The organism is Streptomyces sp. NPDC003393 (assembly GCF_053589015.1).
Window position 1 is genome coordinate 71,928 of sequence record NZ_JBSFRB010000022.1, and the last position, 14,602, is coordinate 86,529.

Consider the following 14,602-nt stretch of genomic DNA (forward strand, 5'->3'; position numbering starts at 1 on the left):
CCGAGCGGGTCACACGTCCAGTTGGTCGGCGACCGCGCGGAGCAGTCCGGCGACCTTCTTGCCGGAGGTTTTCTCGGGGTAGCGGCCGCGTTCCAGGGTCTGGCCGACGCTCTCCAGGAGCGTGGTCAGATCCTGCACGATGGAGAGCAGCTCGTCCGGCTTCTTGCGCTGCGCGGCCGCGACCGAGGGGGCCGGTTCCAGGACCGTCACCGAGAGCGCCTGGTCACCGCGCTGCCCGGCGACCACGCCGAACTCCACGCGCTGTCCCGGCTTGAGCGTGTCCACTCCGGCGGGCAGGACCGAGGAATGGACGAAGACGTCACCGCCGTCGTCACGGGAGAGAAAGCCGAAGCCCTTCTCACTGTTGAACCACTTGACCTTGCCGGTGGGCACGTCTGTCCTCGTCCCTCGTACTCGTCGGGAAACTGCATCGGAAACGGCTCTGGATAACACTGGGGCGGGTCGCGCCCGACCCGCCGGTACCAAGGCTAATGGTCTTCGGGCGGGTGGCAAGACGTCGCCCGGTTGTTCCCTCGGGCTGGGAACTACCCTGGTCCGGTGCGTGACAAAACCCAAACGAATTCCGCCGCGGCCGGTGACGGCCTGATCCGTGCCGGTGCCATCGTGTTCTTCATCGGTGCGGCGGCCACTCTGGTCACAGTGGCCCCGCTGTTCCTCGGGGTGAGGCCGTTTCCCACCTATATGTTCGGACTGAGCATGCTCATGGGCGTCGGCTTCCTGATCGCGGGCGCCGGAGTGCTGCGGTCGATCGCCGCGCAGCGCCGTCAGGCGCGCGGCGGCGCCGAGTCGGCGGCCCCGTCGCGGTAGTCGGCGCCGAGGCGCGCGTCCTCGGCCGAAAAGCGCGCGTCATGGTCCGAAAACCACTGCGGGAATCCGGTCAGATCGGCGAGGACGACATCCGCGCCGGCCTCCCGCAGTTCCCTCTCGCCGCACGGCCCGGTGGCCACCGCCACCGACAGGGCACCGGCCGCCCGGGCGCCCCGTACGTCGCCCACGTGATCGCCGACGTACACCCGCGCACCGTACTCGCGCAGCGCCTCGGCCTTCTGCTCCGCCCACAGGTCGCCGATCACCGCGTCCGGTTCGATGCCGAGGTGCTCCAGGTGCAGCTTGGCGTTCGGCTCGTACTTGGCGGTGACGACGATGGCCCGCCCCCCGGCCCGCCGCACGGCCGCGACCGCCTCGCGCGCGCCGGGCAGGGCCGGCGTCGGGGCGACGGCGAACGACGGGTACATCTCGCGGTACAGATCGGCCACGGCCGCGACCCGCTCGGCCGGGAACCAGTTGATCAGCTCCTCCGCGAGCGGCGGGCCGAGCCGCGTGACCGCCAGGTCGGCGTCGATGTGGGTGCCGGTCCGCTCCGACAGCGCCACGTAGCAGGCGCGGATGCCGGGGCGGGAGTCGATGAGGGTCATGTCGAGGTCGAAGCCGACGGTCAGCGGGCGAGAAGTCATATGGGCCATTGTCCCAGGGGCCGTACGGGCCCGAGGCACCGGCCGGTGTGACGTACGTCCGGCCGCCGGCGGACAGGTCGGCCACCGGCGGACAGGTCAGCCGCCGCGCGTACGGCCGCCGGCCGCAGGTCTGCGGTCGGCCCACTGTCGGTGGCCGGCTACTGGCGCCGCCGCTGCGAACGCCACAGCAGGAACAGCGCCGACAGCACGGCCGCGGCGCGCACCACCCACGGCCAGGTCTGGGCGATGGCGTCGTTCATGTGGCCCTGGGCGATGGGGGTGCCCCACCGGTCGTTGCTGCGGCCCCACAGCCACAGCAGCCCGGCGGCGAGCGCCAGGCCGGGCAGGCCCATGACGGCCCACTTGGACTCGGCCGGGGTCAGGCGCCGCGAGCCGTAGGCGATGATCCAGCCCAGCAGCAGCGCGAACCAGTTGCCGAGCACCGCGCCGGCCACCAGCAGCCCGGCGGCGATCAGGAGGAGCGGGTTGCTCCAGCCACCGGTGCGCCGGGCCGGCAGGGCGAGGAGCCGACGGCGGGGCGGGGACTCGGGGTCGGCGGTCGCCGCGTCCGTCTCCGCGGCGGGAGCGGCCTCCGCCCGCGCGGGGTCCGCCTGCCGGGCGGGGTCCTGTCGCGGCGGGGGCTTGAGCAGCTCCGGAATCTCCACGCCGCCGACGAAGCCCGGCACGTCGTCGCCGATCCCGAAGGGACTGTCGTCCGCGGTCCACCCGTCGGGGCGGGCCGACACGGCGCCGAGTTCGTCGGCGGTCGCCAGGTGCGGTGGGGAGGCGGCGCCCGAGGGCGGCGGACCCGCCGGGGGCCGGGCGGGGCGTGGACGCGGCACGACCCGGCGCAGCCCCTTCGGCCGCTCCTCCTCCGCGTCGGGTGTCTCCGGCGCCCCGGTCTCGCGCTGCACGGGCACGGCGGCGGGCGGGGCCTGCGGCGCCCGCCCGGTCCGCGCACGGGCGTCGCCGCTCCGGCCCGCCTCCGCGACGATCTCGTCGGGGCTGCCGAGCCGGTCGAGGATGCGCCGCACCGCCGCGGGGCTGTCCACGGCGGCCCTGGCCCGGCACCGGTCGATCTCGTCGCGCAGCTCCGAGACCAGTCGCATCCGCGTCGCCGAGGACAGCTGCCGCTGCTGTGCGACGTCCCCGACACGGCTCAGATACTCGTAGACGACCTGGTCGCTCTCGATCCCCACGGAACCCCTCCGGGGCGGCTGTCCTCGAATCCGTGGGGACGAAGGTACCGCGTGCTCCGCAGTCGTCGTAGCGGCTCGCGGGCGCGCCGCTACGGGAACGGACGAGCGCCCCGCGGGCGAACGAGCGGTCAAACGCGCACATCCACCCGCTACCGTGGTTCGGATGAGCAGCGATGAGAAACCGGCACCGGCCCCCCGCTCGCTCGCGGAGGCGCTTCGCGCGCGCGACGACGCCTCCCTGGCCACGCTGCTGCGCAGCCGGCCCGATCTCATCACGCCGGTCCCGACGGATCTCACCCAGCTCGCCACCCGCGCCGGGACCCGCGCCTCGGTGGTGCGCGCTCTGGAACGGCTGGACCGGTTCGCGCTCCAGACCGCGGAGGCGCTGGCGGTGGCCGGCGACCCGGCGACGTACGCGGAACTCCTCGGCCTGATGGCCGGGGACGCCGGTGATCCCGCCGTGGCCACCGCCCTGCCCCGGGCCGTCGCCACGCTGCGCGAGCAGGCCCTGGTCTGGGGCGGCGACGACCGGCTGCGCCTGGTGCGCACCGCCCGCGAACTGCTGGCGCCCTCGCCGCAGCACCCGTCGCCGACCGGGCTCGGACCGAGCGTGCAGGAGGCGACGGCGGGCATGTCGCCGGGGCGCATCCAGGAGATCCTCACCGCCACGGGGCTTCCATCGACCCACGACTCGGTCTCCGCGGTGGCCTCGCTGACCGCCCTGTTCACCGACCGCGAGCGGATGGCCGCGCTGCTCGCCGAGATCCCGGCAGACTCGCTCGACGTGCTCGAACGGCTGGTGTGGGGGCCGCCGTACGGCCAGGTCACCGCCGATCCCGCGCCCCGGTTGCGGCGGCTGCTCGACCGGGGTCTGCTGCTGCCCACCGCGCCCGGCACGGTCGTCCTGCCGCGCGAGGTGGCGCTGCATCTGCGTGCGGGCCGCGCGCACCGCGCGCCCGAGCCGCTGCCGCCCGCCGTGGAGGCGGCCGCGACGCACCGTCCAGAGGTGGTGGACGCGACGGCGGCCGGACAGGCGTACACCGCGCTGGCCACCGTGGAAGAACTGCTCAAGGACTGGGACGAGGGCGGACCGAGCGTGCTGCGCGCAGGTGGTCTGAGCGTGCGCGACCTCAAGCGCACCGCGGTCGCCCTGGACGTCTCCGAACCGGTGGCCGCCTTCTGGGTGGAGCTCGCCCACGCGGCCGGACTGCTGGCCTCCGACGGGGAGGCGGACGAGCGGTACGCGGCTACCCCGGCCTACGACGAGTGGCTGGACCGGCCCCCCGCCGAGCGCTGGGCCCGGCTGGCGGAGGCCTGGCTGACCGGGACGCGGACGCCGGGCCTGGTCGGCGGGCGCGACGCCAAGGACCGCACGCTGTCCGCGCTCGGCCCCGGCCTGGACCGCTCGGCCGCGCCGGAGGTACGGCACCGGGTGCTGACCCTGCTCGCCGGACTGCCCGAGGGAACCGAGCCGTCGGCCGAGTCGGTGCTGGCCCGGCTGCGCTGGGAACGCCCGCTGCGCGGCCCGCAGCGCGATCAGGAGCACGACCTGCGCGGCCGGCTCGCCCGGTGGACACTGTCCGAGGCGGAGCAGCTGGGCGTCACCGGCCGGGGTGCTCTCTCGGCGCACGGACGGGCGCTGCTGGGCGCGCCGCCGGCCCCGGCCTCCGCACCACCCGTTCCCGCGCACCCCGTTCCCGCGCAGCCTGTTCTCCCGCACCCGGCGCCCGCGGCGCGCGGGCGCACGGTGCCCGCGCCGGAGGCCGCGCCCGTGGGCCGGGGCGGTCCCGCTTCCGGTCCCGGGGACAAGCTGCCCGTCCACCGGCACCACCCGTCCGCCGTGGTCCCCGACCCCCTGACCGCCCGGGAGCCCCTCTCCCCCGCCGAGCAGGCCACGGCCACCGCCGCGGCCGCCCGTCTGCTCGCCCCGCTGCTGCCCGAACCCCTGGACCACGTGCTGCTCCAGGCGGATCTGACGGCGGTGGCGCCCGGACCGTTGCAGCGCCCGCTGGCCGAGACGCTGGGGGTGCTCGCGGACGTGGAGTCCAAGGGCGGCGCGACCGTGTACCGGTTCACCCCGGCCTCCGTGCGCCGCGCCCTGGACGCCGGCCGGACCGCCGCCGACCTGCACGCGTTCCTCGCCGAACACTCCCGTACGCCGGTGCCGCAGCCGCTGTCCTACCTCGTCGACGACGTGGCCCGGCGCCACGGGCATCTGCGCGTCGGGGCCGCCTCGGCGTATGTGCGCTGTGACGACGACGCGCTGCTGAACGAGATCCTGGCCGACAAGCGGTCCGCCGGGCTGCGGCTGCGCCGTCTCGCGCCGACCCTGCTGGCCACCCAGGCCGACCCGGGCACGCTTCTGGAAGGCCTGCGCGCCATGGGCTACGCCCCGGCCGCCGAGTCGGCGGAGGGCGACGTCCTGATCACCCGGGCGGACTCCTACCGCACCCCGCCGCGCACCGCCCCCGAACCCGTCCCGGAGGGTCCGCCCACCCCGGACGCCACTCTTCTGTCGGCGGCGATCCGCGCCATCCGGGCGGGCGACCTGGCCTCCATCGCCCCGCGCAAGCCGACCGCGGACCCCGTGGCGGGCGGCGAGCTGCCCCGCACCGGCGCCGCCGAGACCCTGGCCACGGTGCAGGCCGCCGTGCTCACCGGTGAGGCCCTGTGGATCGGGTACGTCAACGCCGAGGGCGCCGCCAGCCAGCGGGTCATCGCCCCGATCCGGGTCGAGGGCGGCTTCGTGACGGCGTACGACCACACCGCCGACGAGGTGCGGACGTATCCGCTGCACCGGATCACAGGGGTGGCCGAGCTCGCCGACGAAGGGGCCTGAAGGCCTGCCGTGCGACCGTCGTCACGGCCGTGATCGGCGGTACGTAGGGCACACTGGACGTTTGGTCACACGGAAAGGGCGCTGCGCGTGAATGGTCCCCTGATCGTCCAGTCGGACAAGACCCTGCTGCTCGAGGTCGACCACGAGCGGGCCGACGACTGCCGTCGCGCCATCGCGCCGTTCGCCGAGCTGGAGCGGGCGCCCGAGCACATCCACACCTACCGCGTCACCCCTCTCGGCCTGTGGAACGCCCGCGCCGCCGGGCACGACGCGGAGCAGGTCGTCGACGCGCTGGTGCAGTACAGCCGCTATCCGGTGCCGCACGCGCTGCTCGTCGACATCGCCGAGACGATGGACCGCTACGGCCGCCTGACCCTGACCAAGCACCCGGCGCACGGGCTGGTGCTGTCCACCACCGACCGGCCGGTGCTGGAGGAGGTGCTGAAGTCCAAGCGGATCGCCCCGCTGGTCGGGGCCCGGATCGATCCGGACACCGTGGCGGTGCATCCGTCCGAGCGCGGCCAGATCAAGCAGGTGCTGCTGAAACTGGGCTGGCCGGCCGAGGACCTGGCGGGCTACGTCGACGGCGAGGCGCACCCGATCGAGCTGCGCGAGGACGGCTGGGCGCTGCGGCCGTACCAGAAGCAGGCCGTGGAGAACTTCTGGCACGGCGGCAGCGGTGTCGTCGTCCTGCCCTGCGGGGCGGGCAAGACGCTGGTCGGCGCCGGGTCGATGGCGCAGGCCAAGTCGACCACCCTGATCCTGGTGACGAACACCGTCTCCGCCCGGCAGTGGAAGCACGAGCTGGTGAAGCGGACCTCGCTGACCGAGGACGAGATCGGCGAGTACAGCGGGACCAGGAAGGAGATCCGGCCCGTCACCATCGCCACGTACCAGGTCCTCACCACCAGGCGGAAGGGCGTCTACCCGCACCTGGAGCTGTTCGACTCCCGGGACTGGGGCCTGATCGTCTACGACGAGGTGCATCTGCTGCCCGCGCCGGTCTTCAAGTTCACCGCGGACCTCCAGGCGCGCCGCCGCCTCGGGCTGACCGCGACGCTCGTGCGCGAGGACGGCCGTGAGTCGGACGTGTTCTCCCTGATCGGGCCGAAGCGGTTCGACGCGCCGTGGAAGGAGATCGAGTCGCAGGGCTACATCGCGCCCGCCGACTGCGTCGAGGTCCGGGTGAACCTGACCGACTCCGAGCGGCTCGCCTACGCCACCGCCGAGACCGAGGAGAAGTACCGCTTCTGCGCGACCACCGACACCAAGCGGAAGGTCACCGAGGCGATCGTCCGCCGCTTCGCCGGGCAGCAGATCCTCGTCATCGGCCAGTACATCGACCAGCTCGACGAGCTGGGCGAGCATCTCGGTGCCCCCGTCATCAAGGGGGAGACGTCCAACGCCCAGCGGGAGAAGCTCTTCGACGCCTTCCGCGAGGGGGAGATCAACGTGCTGGTGGTGTCGAAGGTCGCGAACTTCTCCATCGACCTGCCGGAGGCCACGGTCGCCATCCAGGTCTCGGGCACCTTCGGCTCCCGCCAGGAGGAGGCCCAGCGCCTCGGCCGGGTGCTGCGGCCCAAGGCCGACGGCCACCAGGCCCACTTCTACTCGGTGGTCGCCCGCGACACCATCGACCAGGACTTCGCCGCCCACCGTCAGCGCTTCCTGGCCGAACAGGGCTACGCCTACCGGATCATGGACGCGGACGAGTTGCTGGCGGAGAACTGAGCGAACGCCTTCCCTCCGGCGGCCCGGCCCGCCGACGCCCCAGCACGATCCACGCCAGGAGCACGCAGGTCAGCAGCGCGTAGGGCGATGCCAGGGGCTGCTGCCACCACCGCAGGTGCAGGTCCGCGTCGCCGGCTCGGGGCACCAGCCACATCGTGCGGGCCGTGAAGCAGAGCACGGTGGCCACCGCCCAGACGCGGTGGCCCTCGGCCAGCAGCACGGCGAGCAGCGGGACGCACCACACCCAGTGGTGGGACCAGCTGATCGGCGAGACGAGGAGGGCGGTCAGGCCTGTCAGCACGATGCCCCACCGCTCCCGCCGCTGGCGTCGGGCTGCCCACAGGCCGACGGCACCCGCCACGCACGACGGGACCAGCCAGGCCGGTCCGGGCGTCGGATCGTGCAGCGCCCGGGCGATCAGTCCCTGGAGGGACTGGTTGTCGATGATCCATGGTTTCCCCACCCGGTCGGTGTCGAAGACGAGACGGGTCCAGTACTCGACGCTGGCCGCGGGCAGGACGAGCGCGCCCGCGGCGACGGTCGCGGCGTACGCGGCCAGCGCCGTGACGGCCTCCCGCCGGCGCCCGCGCAGCAGCAGATAGACGACGAAGAGTCCCGGGGTGAGCTTGATGCCGGTCGCCACCCCGATCGCGGCCCCCTTCCCGCGCGCGCCGGGCGGCCGGGTGAGGTCCCACAGGACCAGACAGGCGAGCGCGAGGTTGATCTGCCCGAACACGAAGGTCTGGAAGACCGGCTCCAGCCAGAGGGCGAGGGCCGTCGCGACGCACAGCGGGGCGGGCCCGGGCCGGCGGCCCGCGAGCCGGGCGGACAGCGAGACGAGCCAGGCGAGCAGGAGCGCGTTGCCCGCGAGGAACGCCAGCTTCAGCGCCGGCGTCGCGAGCCATGCCGTCGGCACGAACAGCAGGGCCGCGAACGGCGGGTAGGTGGCCGGCAGTCGCCCCACCGTGATCGTGAAGCCGTACAGGTCATGGCCGTGGACGACGGCCGCGCCCTCGGCCTGGTAGACCAGCGCGTCGGGCATGGGCACGCCCAAGACGGCGAGCAGGATCGCCAGGGCGGTGAAGGAGACGGCGAGCAGGACGAGGGGGGTAGCCGCCTGCGACCGGAGGGCCATCGTCCGTTCTGTCACGAACCGACCCTAATCGGTTACTTGTGGCGTATGCCTGCTTTCTCGACGTACTCCCCGAGGAGGACCACGTCGAACGCGGCGCCCACGAACACCTTGACGGCGTGCAGGGCGTCGCCCAGACGATGACGACGGCCGAGGTCACGGCCGCCGGGGACGGCCGGGCCACCGGCCGGACGGGCGGCGGGAGCCGGATGGACGGTTGCTGCGCTCATGACTCCATGGTCGATCAGAGCCCTGCGGCCGGCATCACTCCGCGGAGCCAACCTGGAAGCCTTCACGTACCCCTCTGGGGGGACCGGATCCCCTACACCCGTCGGACGGCGCCCCCTAGGGGGCGCGGAATCGACCGAGTCCGAATAAACCGGTTGGCATCCGTGCCCTCCTGCGACCTAGAATCTCCGCTCTTGCCCGCCTCCCTCCATGGAGCGCCGCCGACCGGACGGAAACCGGCCGGCAGATCCCGCAGCCGCACGGCCCGGCCGTCCAGACACCGGCTGTCTGTCCCGTAGGTCTTCCGGAGGCACCCCCTTGTCCACGCCCGCCGAACCCGCCGCGCATCCCGCCGACACCGAGGCGCGCCCGGCCGACACCGACGATCCGCTGGCCCGCGAGCGGTTCCATCTGGCCGCCTCCCGCGCCGCGCTGCGGGCCATGCGCGAGGACGTCGAGTCGCTCGACATCCGCGACGTCACCGCGAACTGGGTCAACGCCGAGGTCCTCGCCCGCCAGATCGACGAGCGCATCAAGGCGCTGGCCGACCTCAGCGACACCCCGCTGTTCTTCGGCCGCCTCGACTACCTGCACGCACCCGGCGCGGAACAGGCGGAGGGCGCCGCGGGAGAGCGCTTCTACATCGGGCGGCGGCATGTGCACGACGCCGACGGCGATCCCATGGTCATCGACTGGCGCGCACCGGTCTCCCAGCCGTTCTACCGGGCGTCCCGGAAGGACCCGATGGACGTCGGGCTGCGCCGCCGCTTCGGCTACACCGGCGGCGGCCTCACCGCGTACGAGGACGAGCACCTGTCCGACCCCGCCGAGGAGGCCACCGCCAGCAAGCTGCTCCAGCAGGAGATCGAGCGTCCGCGCGTCGGTCCGATGCGCGACATCGTCGCGACCATCCAGCCCGAGCAGGACGAGATCGTGCGGTCCGGACTGGGCGGCACGGTCTGCGTGCAGGGCGGCCCCGGCACCGGGAAGACCGCCGTCGGCCTGCACCGGGTCGCCTACCTCCTCTACGCCCACCGGGAGCGGCTGGCCCGCACCGGCACGCTGGTCATCGGCCCGAACAAGTCCTTCCTGCACTACATCGAGCAGGTGCTGCCGGCACTCGGCGAGCTGACGGTCCGGCAGGCGACCGTCGACGACCTGGTGGCCCACGTGGAGGTGCGGGGCACGGACGACGCGCCGGCCGCGATCGTCAAGGGCGACGCGCGCATGGCCCAGGTGCTGCACAGGGCCGTGTACTCGCACGTCACGATGCCCACCGAACCGGTCGTGGTGGTGCGCGGATCCCGCCGCTGGCGGGTCCCGGCGTACGAACTGGAGGATCTCGTCCGAGAGTTGCTGGACCGGGGCATCCGCTACGGCGCGGCCCGCGAGGCCCTGCCGCAGCGGATCGCGCACGCGGTGCTGGTACAGATGGAACGGGCGGGCGAGGCACCGGACGACCGGGTGCAGGACGCGGTCGCCCGCAACGCGGCGGTGAAGGCGGCCGTCAAGGCGGTCTGGCCGGCCGTCGATCCCGCCAAGCTGGTGCTGCGACTGCTGACGGACGCGGATTTCCTGGCCGCGCACGCCGAGGGCATCCTCACCGAGCAGGAGCAGAAGACCATCCTGTGGGCCAGGCCCGTACGGTCGGTGCGGTCGGCGAAGTGGTCGGCGGCCGACGCCGTGCTGATCGACGAGGCCGCCGATCTCGTCGAACGCACCCACTCCCTGGGCCACGTGGTCCTCGACGAGGCACAGGACCTGTCCCCCATGCAGTACCGGGCGGTCGGCCGGCGCTGCAGCACCGGTTCCGCGACCGTCCTGGGCGACCTGGCGCAGGGCACCACGCCGTGGGCGACCCGCACCTGGGAGGAGGCGCTGGCGCACCTCGGCAAGTCCGACGGGGTCGTCGAGGAGCTCACGGCCGGTTTCCGCGTGCCGACGGACGTCATCGCCTACGCCTCCCGGCTGCTGCCGCACATCGCGCCCGGCCTGACGTCGGTGGCGTCGGTCCGCGAGAGCCCCGGCTTCTTCGAGATCCGTCCCACCGGGGCGGACTCGGCCGGGGACGCCGGCGTGGTCGCCGCCTGCGCGGAGCTGCTGCGCAACGAGGGCTCGACCGGCCTGATCGCCGCCGACGCCCGCGTCCCGGCCCTCGCCGAGGCGCTGACGGCGGCCGGACTGACGTATCTGTCCCCCGGCCGGGAGACGACGGCCGAGACCCGTCTCACCCTGGTCCCGGCCTCGCTCGCCAAGGGTCTGGAGTACGACTACGTGGTGCTGGACGAGCCGCAGGCCGTGGTCGACGGCGAACCCGACGAACGCACCGGCCTGCGCCGCCTGTACGTGGCCCTGACCCGAGCGGTCTCGGGCCTGATCATCACCCACAAGGCGGCACTCCCGCCCCAGCTGGCCTGACCGGACGGCACGGGCACGGACCCGCTCAGACGGCGGACCCGACGGTCTCCGCGTCCAGCACCGTGCGCCACTGCGCGACCGCGTCCACCGAGACCGGGCCCGCCCAGCCGTCCGGGCGGGCCGCGCCGCCGATGTGGAAGGCGTCGATACCGGCGGCCCGCAGGGCGGGTACGTGGTCCAGGCGCAGACCGCCGCCCACCATGATCTGCTGCTCGTAGCCGGGCTGCCCGCCGCGCGCCACCTCCGCGAGGAGGGTGGGCAGGCCGTCGTCCACACCGCCGGCCGCGCCGGCGGTCAGGTACGTGTCGAGACCGGGCAGCCCGTCCAGCTGCTTGCGCAGCGCGTCGCGGTCGGCGGCCCGGTCGATGGCGCGGTGGAAGGTCCAGGGGCAGCCGTCCAGTGCGGCGACCACCCGCTCCACGGCCCCCAGGTCCACCGCGCCGTCCGCGTCGAGGAACCCGAGCACGAACTCGTCGGCCCCGGCCGCCCGCAGCTCCCCGACGACCGCGGCCAGCCTGTCCACGCCCCCGGCACCGCCCGCGGCGAAACCGTCCGTCAGCCGCACCATCACGCGCAGCGGGATGCCGACGGCGGCGCGGATCCCGGCGACGGTGTCGAGCGGCGGAGTGAGCCCGTCGGCCGCCATGTCGGTGACCAGCTCGAGGCGGTCCGCGCCTCCGGCCTGGGCGGCGACCGCGTCCTCGACGTCGAGGGCGATCACCTCCAGGACTGTACGCATGCTCATAGGAACCCTTTCCTCGGTTTCCCCTGGGGCTGACAGGTCTAGTCCAATATCAGGGTACGCCGGACGGGGTTCACGGCCGACAACCGCCTCACCGGAAGATGTTCAGCTCCGCCCGCTCGGCGCCCGCGAGCTCGTAGCCCGCACCGTCCCCCGCCGACGGAACCGGCCGGCCCGCGTAGAGCCGTACGAGGGTGGCGGCGTCGCCGATGTAGCGGGCGGGGGGCCGCTCACCGCTCACGTCACCGAGCCGCAGCGGCTCGTCCATGTCGTCCAGGTCGGCGTGCAGCGGCAGGTGCGCCTTCTCGCGGGTGACCCGGACGAGCAGCGGAAGGGCGTACGACAACCCCGCGCCGGCGTAGGCCCCCGGCGCGCCGAAGGTGTCGCGCACGTCACCCGCGTGCACCCACTCGCCCAGCGCGATCATGTCCAGCACCCCGCCGGCCTCGGCGATCAACGGGCCCGCGTCGGTCATCCCGCGCTCCAGCTCGTCCACCACCCGCGCGTTCGTCCAGCCCGCCCGCTCGGCGATGTCCCGCGCGTTGGACTCCGGCGAGAACACCCCCCTCTCGAACCTGCTCTCCAACACCCTCGTCAGCGCGGCGGAACAGTGCGCGAGCACGTCCCGCACCGTCCACCCCGGACACGCGGCGGTCGGCAGCGCGAAGTCCGCCTCCGGTCGCGCCCGCAGCAGCGGGATCAGCGCGTCGCGCTCCATGGCCAGCAGCCGCCCGGGCAGCTCGGGGTCCCGTACCTCGTGCAGTTCGGCAGAAGTCATGCCGACCACGCTAGGGCTCTCGCCCCCCACGACGGGAGAATGAACGCATGGCCGATCACGCCGAGCTCGACGCGCTGCGCGCCCGCTGGACCCGTGCCCTGGAGGGCGCCCGGGGCTCCGGCGGGGGCCCGGACCCGGTGCCGTACGCCGACAACCTGCTCGCCCGGTGGCAGGAGCCGCAGCGGCACTACCACACGCTCACCCACCTGACCGCCGTCCTGGAGCACGTGGACGTACTGGAGGAGTACGCCGCCGATCCGGACGTGGTCCGGCTGGCGGCCTGGTTCCACGACGCCGTCTACCTGCCGGAGCGGTCCGAGAACGAGGAGCGCTCCGCCCGCCTCGCCGAGCGCGCGCTGCCGGAGGCCGGTGTGCCGGAGGCGAAGACCGCCGAGGTGGCCCGGCTGGTGCGCCTCACGGTCACCCACGATCCGGCCGACGACGACACGGACGGCCAGGTTCTGTGCGACGCCGACCTGGCGATCCTGGCCTCCGCCCCGTCGGGGTACGCGGCCTACGCCACCGCCGTCCGCGAGGAGTACCACTTCGTGCCGAACGAGGCCTTCCGCGAGGGCCGGGCCGGCGTCCTGCGCCAGCTCCTCGCGCTGCCCCACCTGTTCCGCACCCCGTACGCGCAACGGCACTGGGAGGCGACGGCCCGCTACAACATCACCTCCGAACTGGAAATGCTGTCGCTCTGAGGGCGCCTTCGCCCCTACGCTGCGGCCTATGCGGGCATGGGGCGGGGACCAGGTGGAGCAGGCCGTCGCGGACGCGGTGGCGCTGCTGCGGACGGCGACGGACCGGGACTGGGAAAGGGTGAGGGCCGGGCGGCTGACGTGGAGCTGCCGGCAGACCGCCGAGCACGTGGCGGGCGATCTCATCGCCTACGCCGGGCAGCTGGCGGGCCGTGCGCAGAGCGCGTACGTCCCCTTCGAGATCACCCTCGACGAGGGCACCGACAACGCGGGCGCCGTGGACGTGATCGAGACGACCGGCGCCCTGCTCGCCGCCGCCGTCCGCACCACTCCGCGGGACGTCCGGGCCTTCCACCCGTACCCCTTCCGCGGCGCGGACCGCGAGGGCTTCGCGGCGATGGGCGTCGCGGAGGTGCTGCTGCACACGCACGACATCGCCCAGGGGCTGGGGCTGGACCACGAGCCGCCCGCCGAGCTGTGCGAGGACGTGCTGACCCGGCTCTTCCCGCACGTCCGGCCGGGACCGTCCCCCTGGCCGACCCTGCTGTGGGCCACCGGCCGCGGCGAGCTGCCCGGCCGCGCCCCGGTCACCGAGTGGCGGTGGAGCAATCCCCTGGTGATCCCCGCCGAGCGGCTCACCCTCCACGGTGTCACCCCCGCCGCCGCCCGTGATCTCGACCGCGGCGGGGACGGCGGGTTCGCGTGGGTCGGCGGCGGACCCTACGAGGGCACGCGGGAGGCCGCCGGGATGGTGGTGAAGGAGTACGAGAGCGGGGACCACCGGCCCGAGTGGGGGATGTTCGTGCTGGTGCGGCGGGAGGACGGGGGCGCCGTCGGCGCGATCGGCTTCCACGGGCCGCCCGACGGGCAGGGCCGGGCGGAGGTCGGATACGACCTCACCGAGCCGGCCCGCGGCCACGGCTACGCCACCGAGGCGCTGCGCACGCTGGCGGCGTGGGCCCTGGCTCGGGACGACGTGCGGCGGCTGTACGCGCGGATCGACCGGGACAACGCCGCCTCCCAACGGGTGGTCGCCCGGGCCGGTTTCGTCCGGGCGGACGACGACGGGGAGGCACTCGCCTACGAACTGCGGCGCTGACGGCCGTGCTTGGGCAGGCGCAGGCCGGAGGCGTACAGCAGCCGTACCACCTCGCGGCTGCTGACCTCCAGCGCACCGGCCGCGACCGCGTCGGCGTAGCGGTGGGAGGGCAGGTCGTAGTGGTCGCGTTCGAAGGCGCGGCGGGCCACGCCCAACCGCGCGGCGAACACGTGCAGCTCCTCGTAGGAGACGTCGCTGACCAGGTGCGACCACATCAGGCCGTGGCCGGGCCAGGTGGGTGGGTCGATGTAGATCATGACGCC

Annotated in this window: 14 protein-coding genes; 6 read left to right on the forward strand and 8 right to left on the reverse strand. The window is 74.0% G+C overall.

Translation table 11 applies throughout. From position 1 onward, the window contains the following. Positions 1 to 9 precede the first annotated feature (9 nt). A complete protein-coding gene (locus tag ACWDUZ_RS21680) occupies positions 10 to 393 on the reverse strand; it encodes a cold-shock protein (protein ID WP_451633423.1) in 384 nt (127 codons plus the stop codon). Between the two features lie 165 nt (positions 394 to 558). Between ACWDUZ_RS21680 and ACWDUZ_RS21685 the strand changes: the two genes are divergently transcribed. Then, positions 559 to 828, forward strand: coding sequence for a hypothetical protein (locus ACWDUZ_RS21685; protein WP_451633424.1), 270 nt, complete (start codon positions 559 to 561; stop codon positions 826 to 828). On the opposite strand, the gene ACWDUZ_RS21690 is transcribed toward ACWDUZ_RS21685, so the two are convergent. Together ACWDUZ_RS21690 and ACWDUZ_RS21695 are read right to left on the reverse strand one after the other, a co-directional pair. Next, a complete protein-coding gene (locus ACWDUZ_RS21690; protein ID WP_451633425.1) occupies positions 786 to 1,475 on the reverse strand; it encodes an HAD family hydrolase in 690 nt (229 codons plus the stop codon). The genes ACWDUZ_RS21685 and ACWDUZ_RS21690 overlap by 43 nt on opposite strands. A 158-nt stretch (positions 1,476 to 1,633) precedes the next feature. Then, positions 1,634 to 2,674 (reverse strand): hypothetical protein, encoded by a 1,041-nt coding sequence (locus ACWDUZ_RS21695; protein WP_451633426.1) that lies wholly within the window; start codon positions 2,672 to 2,674, stop codon positions 1,634 to 1,636. Between the two features lie 163 nt (positions 2,675 to 2,837). Between ACWDUZ_RS21695 and ACWDUZ_RS21700 the strand changes: the two genes are divergently transcribed. Together ACWDUZ_RS21700 and ACWDUZ_RS21705 are read left to right on the forward strand one after the other, a co-directional pair. Then, positions 2,838 to 5,513, forward strand: coding sequence for a helicase-associated domain-containing protein (locus ACWDUZ_RS21700; protein WP_451633427.1), 2,676 nt, complete (start codon positions 2,838 to 2,840; stop codon positions 5,511 to 5,513). 87 nt (positions 5,514 to 5,600) lie between these two features. Beyond that, complete coding sequence (locus ACWDUZ_RS21705) at positions 5,601 to 7,244, forward strand: DNA repair helicase XPB (RefSeq protein ID WP_451633428.1); 1,644 nt, start codon at positions 5,601 to 5,603, stop codon at positions 7,242 to 7,244. On the opposite strand, the gene ACWDUZ_RS21710 is transcribed toward ACWDUZ_RS21705, so the two are convergent. Together ACWDUZ_RS21710 and ACWDUZ_RS21715 are read right to left on the reverse strand one after the other, a co-directional pair. After that, entirely contained in the window at positions 7,210 to 8,379 is a 1,170-nt protein-coding gene (locus ACWDUZ_RS21710) for a glycosyltransferase 87 family protein (protein ID WP_451633478.1), read from the reverse strand. The genes ACWDUZ_RS21705 and ACWDUZ_RS21710 overlap by 35 nt on opposite strands. Before the next feature lie 32 nt (positions 8,380 to 8,411). Continuing rightward, positions 8,412 to 8,606, reverse strand: coding sequence for a hypothetical protein (locus tag ACWDUZ_RS21715; protein ID WP_451633429.1), 195 nt, complete (start codon positions 8,604 to 8,606; stop codon positions 8,412 to 8,414). A gap of 316 nt (positions 8,607 to 8,922) precedes the next feature. On the opposite strand from ACWDUZ_RS21715, the gene ACWDUZ_RS21720 reads away from it, so the two are divergent. Beyond that, the gene (locus ACWDUZ_RS21720; RefSeq protein ID WP_451633430.1) at positions 8,923 to 11,022 is read left to right on the forward strand and encodes a HelD family protein; all 2,100 of its coding nucleotides are present in this window, start codon (positions 8,923 to 8,925) and stop codon (positions 11,020 to 11,022) included. Between the two features lie 25 nt (positions 11,023 to 11,047). Here the strand turns inward: ACWDUZ_RS21720 and ACWDUZ_RS21725 are convergent, their stop codons facing one another. Continuing rightward, entirely contained in the window at positions 11,048 to 11,767 is a 720-nt protein-coding gene (locus tag ACWDUZ_RS21725) for a copper homeostasis protein CutC (RefSeq protein ID WP_451633431.1), read from the reverse strand. Between the two features lie 88 nt (positions 11,768 to 11,855). After that, positions 11,856 to 12,542 carry a maleylpyruvate isomerase family mycothiol-dependent enzyme gene (locus ACWDUZ_RS21730; RefSeq protein WP_451633432.1) on the reverse strand — a complete coding sequence of 229 codons (687 nt, stop codon included), beginning with the start codon at positions 12,540 to 12,542 and terminating at the stop codon, positions 11,856 to 11,858. A 47-nt stretch (positions 12,543 to 12,589) separates the two neighbouring features. Here ACWDUZ_RS21730 and ACWDUZ_RS21735 point away from each other — a divergent pair, with 47 nt between their 5' ends. Next, positions 12,590 to 13,243, forward strand: coding sequence for an HD domain-containing protein (locus ACWDUZ_RS21735; protein ID WP_451633433.1), 654 nt, complete (start codon positions 12,590 to 12,592; stop codon positions 13,241 to 13,243). 28 nt (positions 13,244 to 13,271) lie between these two features. Then, positions 13,272 to 14,339 carry a GNAT family N-acetyltransferase gene (locus ACWDUZ_RS21740; RefSeq protein ID WP_451633434.1) on the forward strand — a complete coding sequence of 356 codons (1,068 nt, stop codon included), beginning with the start codon at positions 13,272 to 13,274 and terminating at the stop codon, positions 14,337 to 14,339. Here the strand turns inward: ACWDUZ_RS21740 and ACWDUZ_RS21745 are convergent. After that, a complete protein-coding gene (locus ACWDUZ_RS21745) occupies positions 14,321 to 14,596 on the reverse strand; it encodes a DUF4031 domain-containing protein (RefSeq protein WP_451633435.1) in 276 nt (91 codons plus the stop codon). The two genes, ACWDUZ_RS21740 and ACWDUZ_RS21745, sit on opposite strands and share 19 nt — an antisense overlap. Positions 14,597 to 14,602 lie beyond the last annotated feature (6 nt).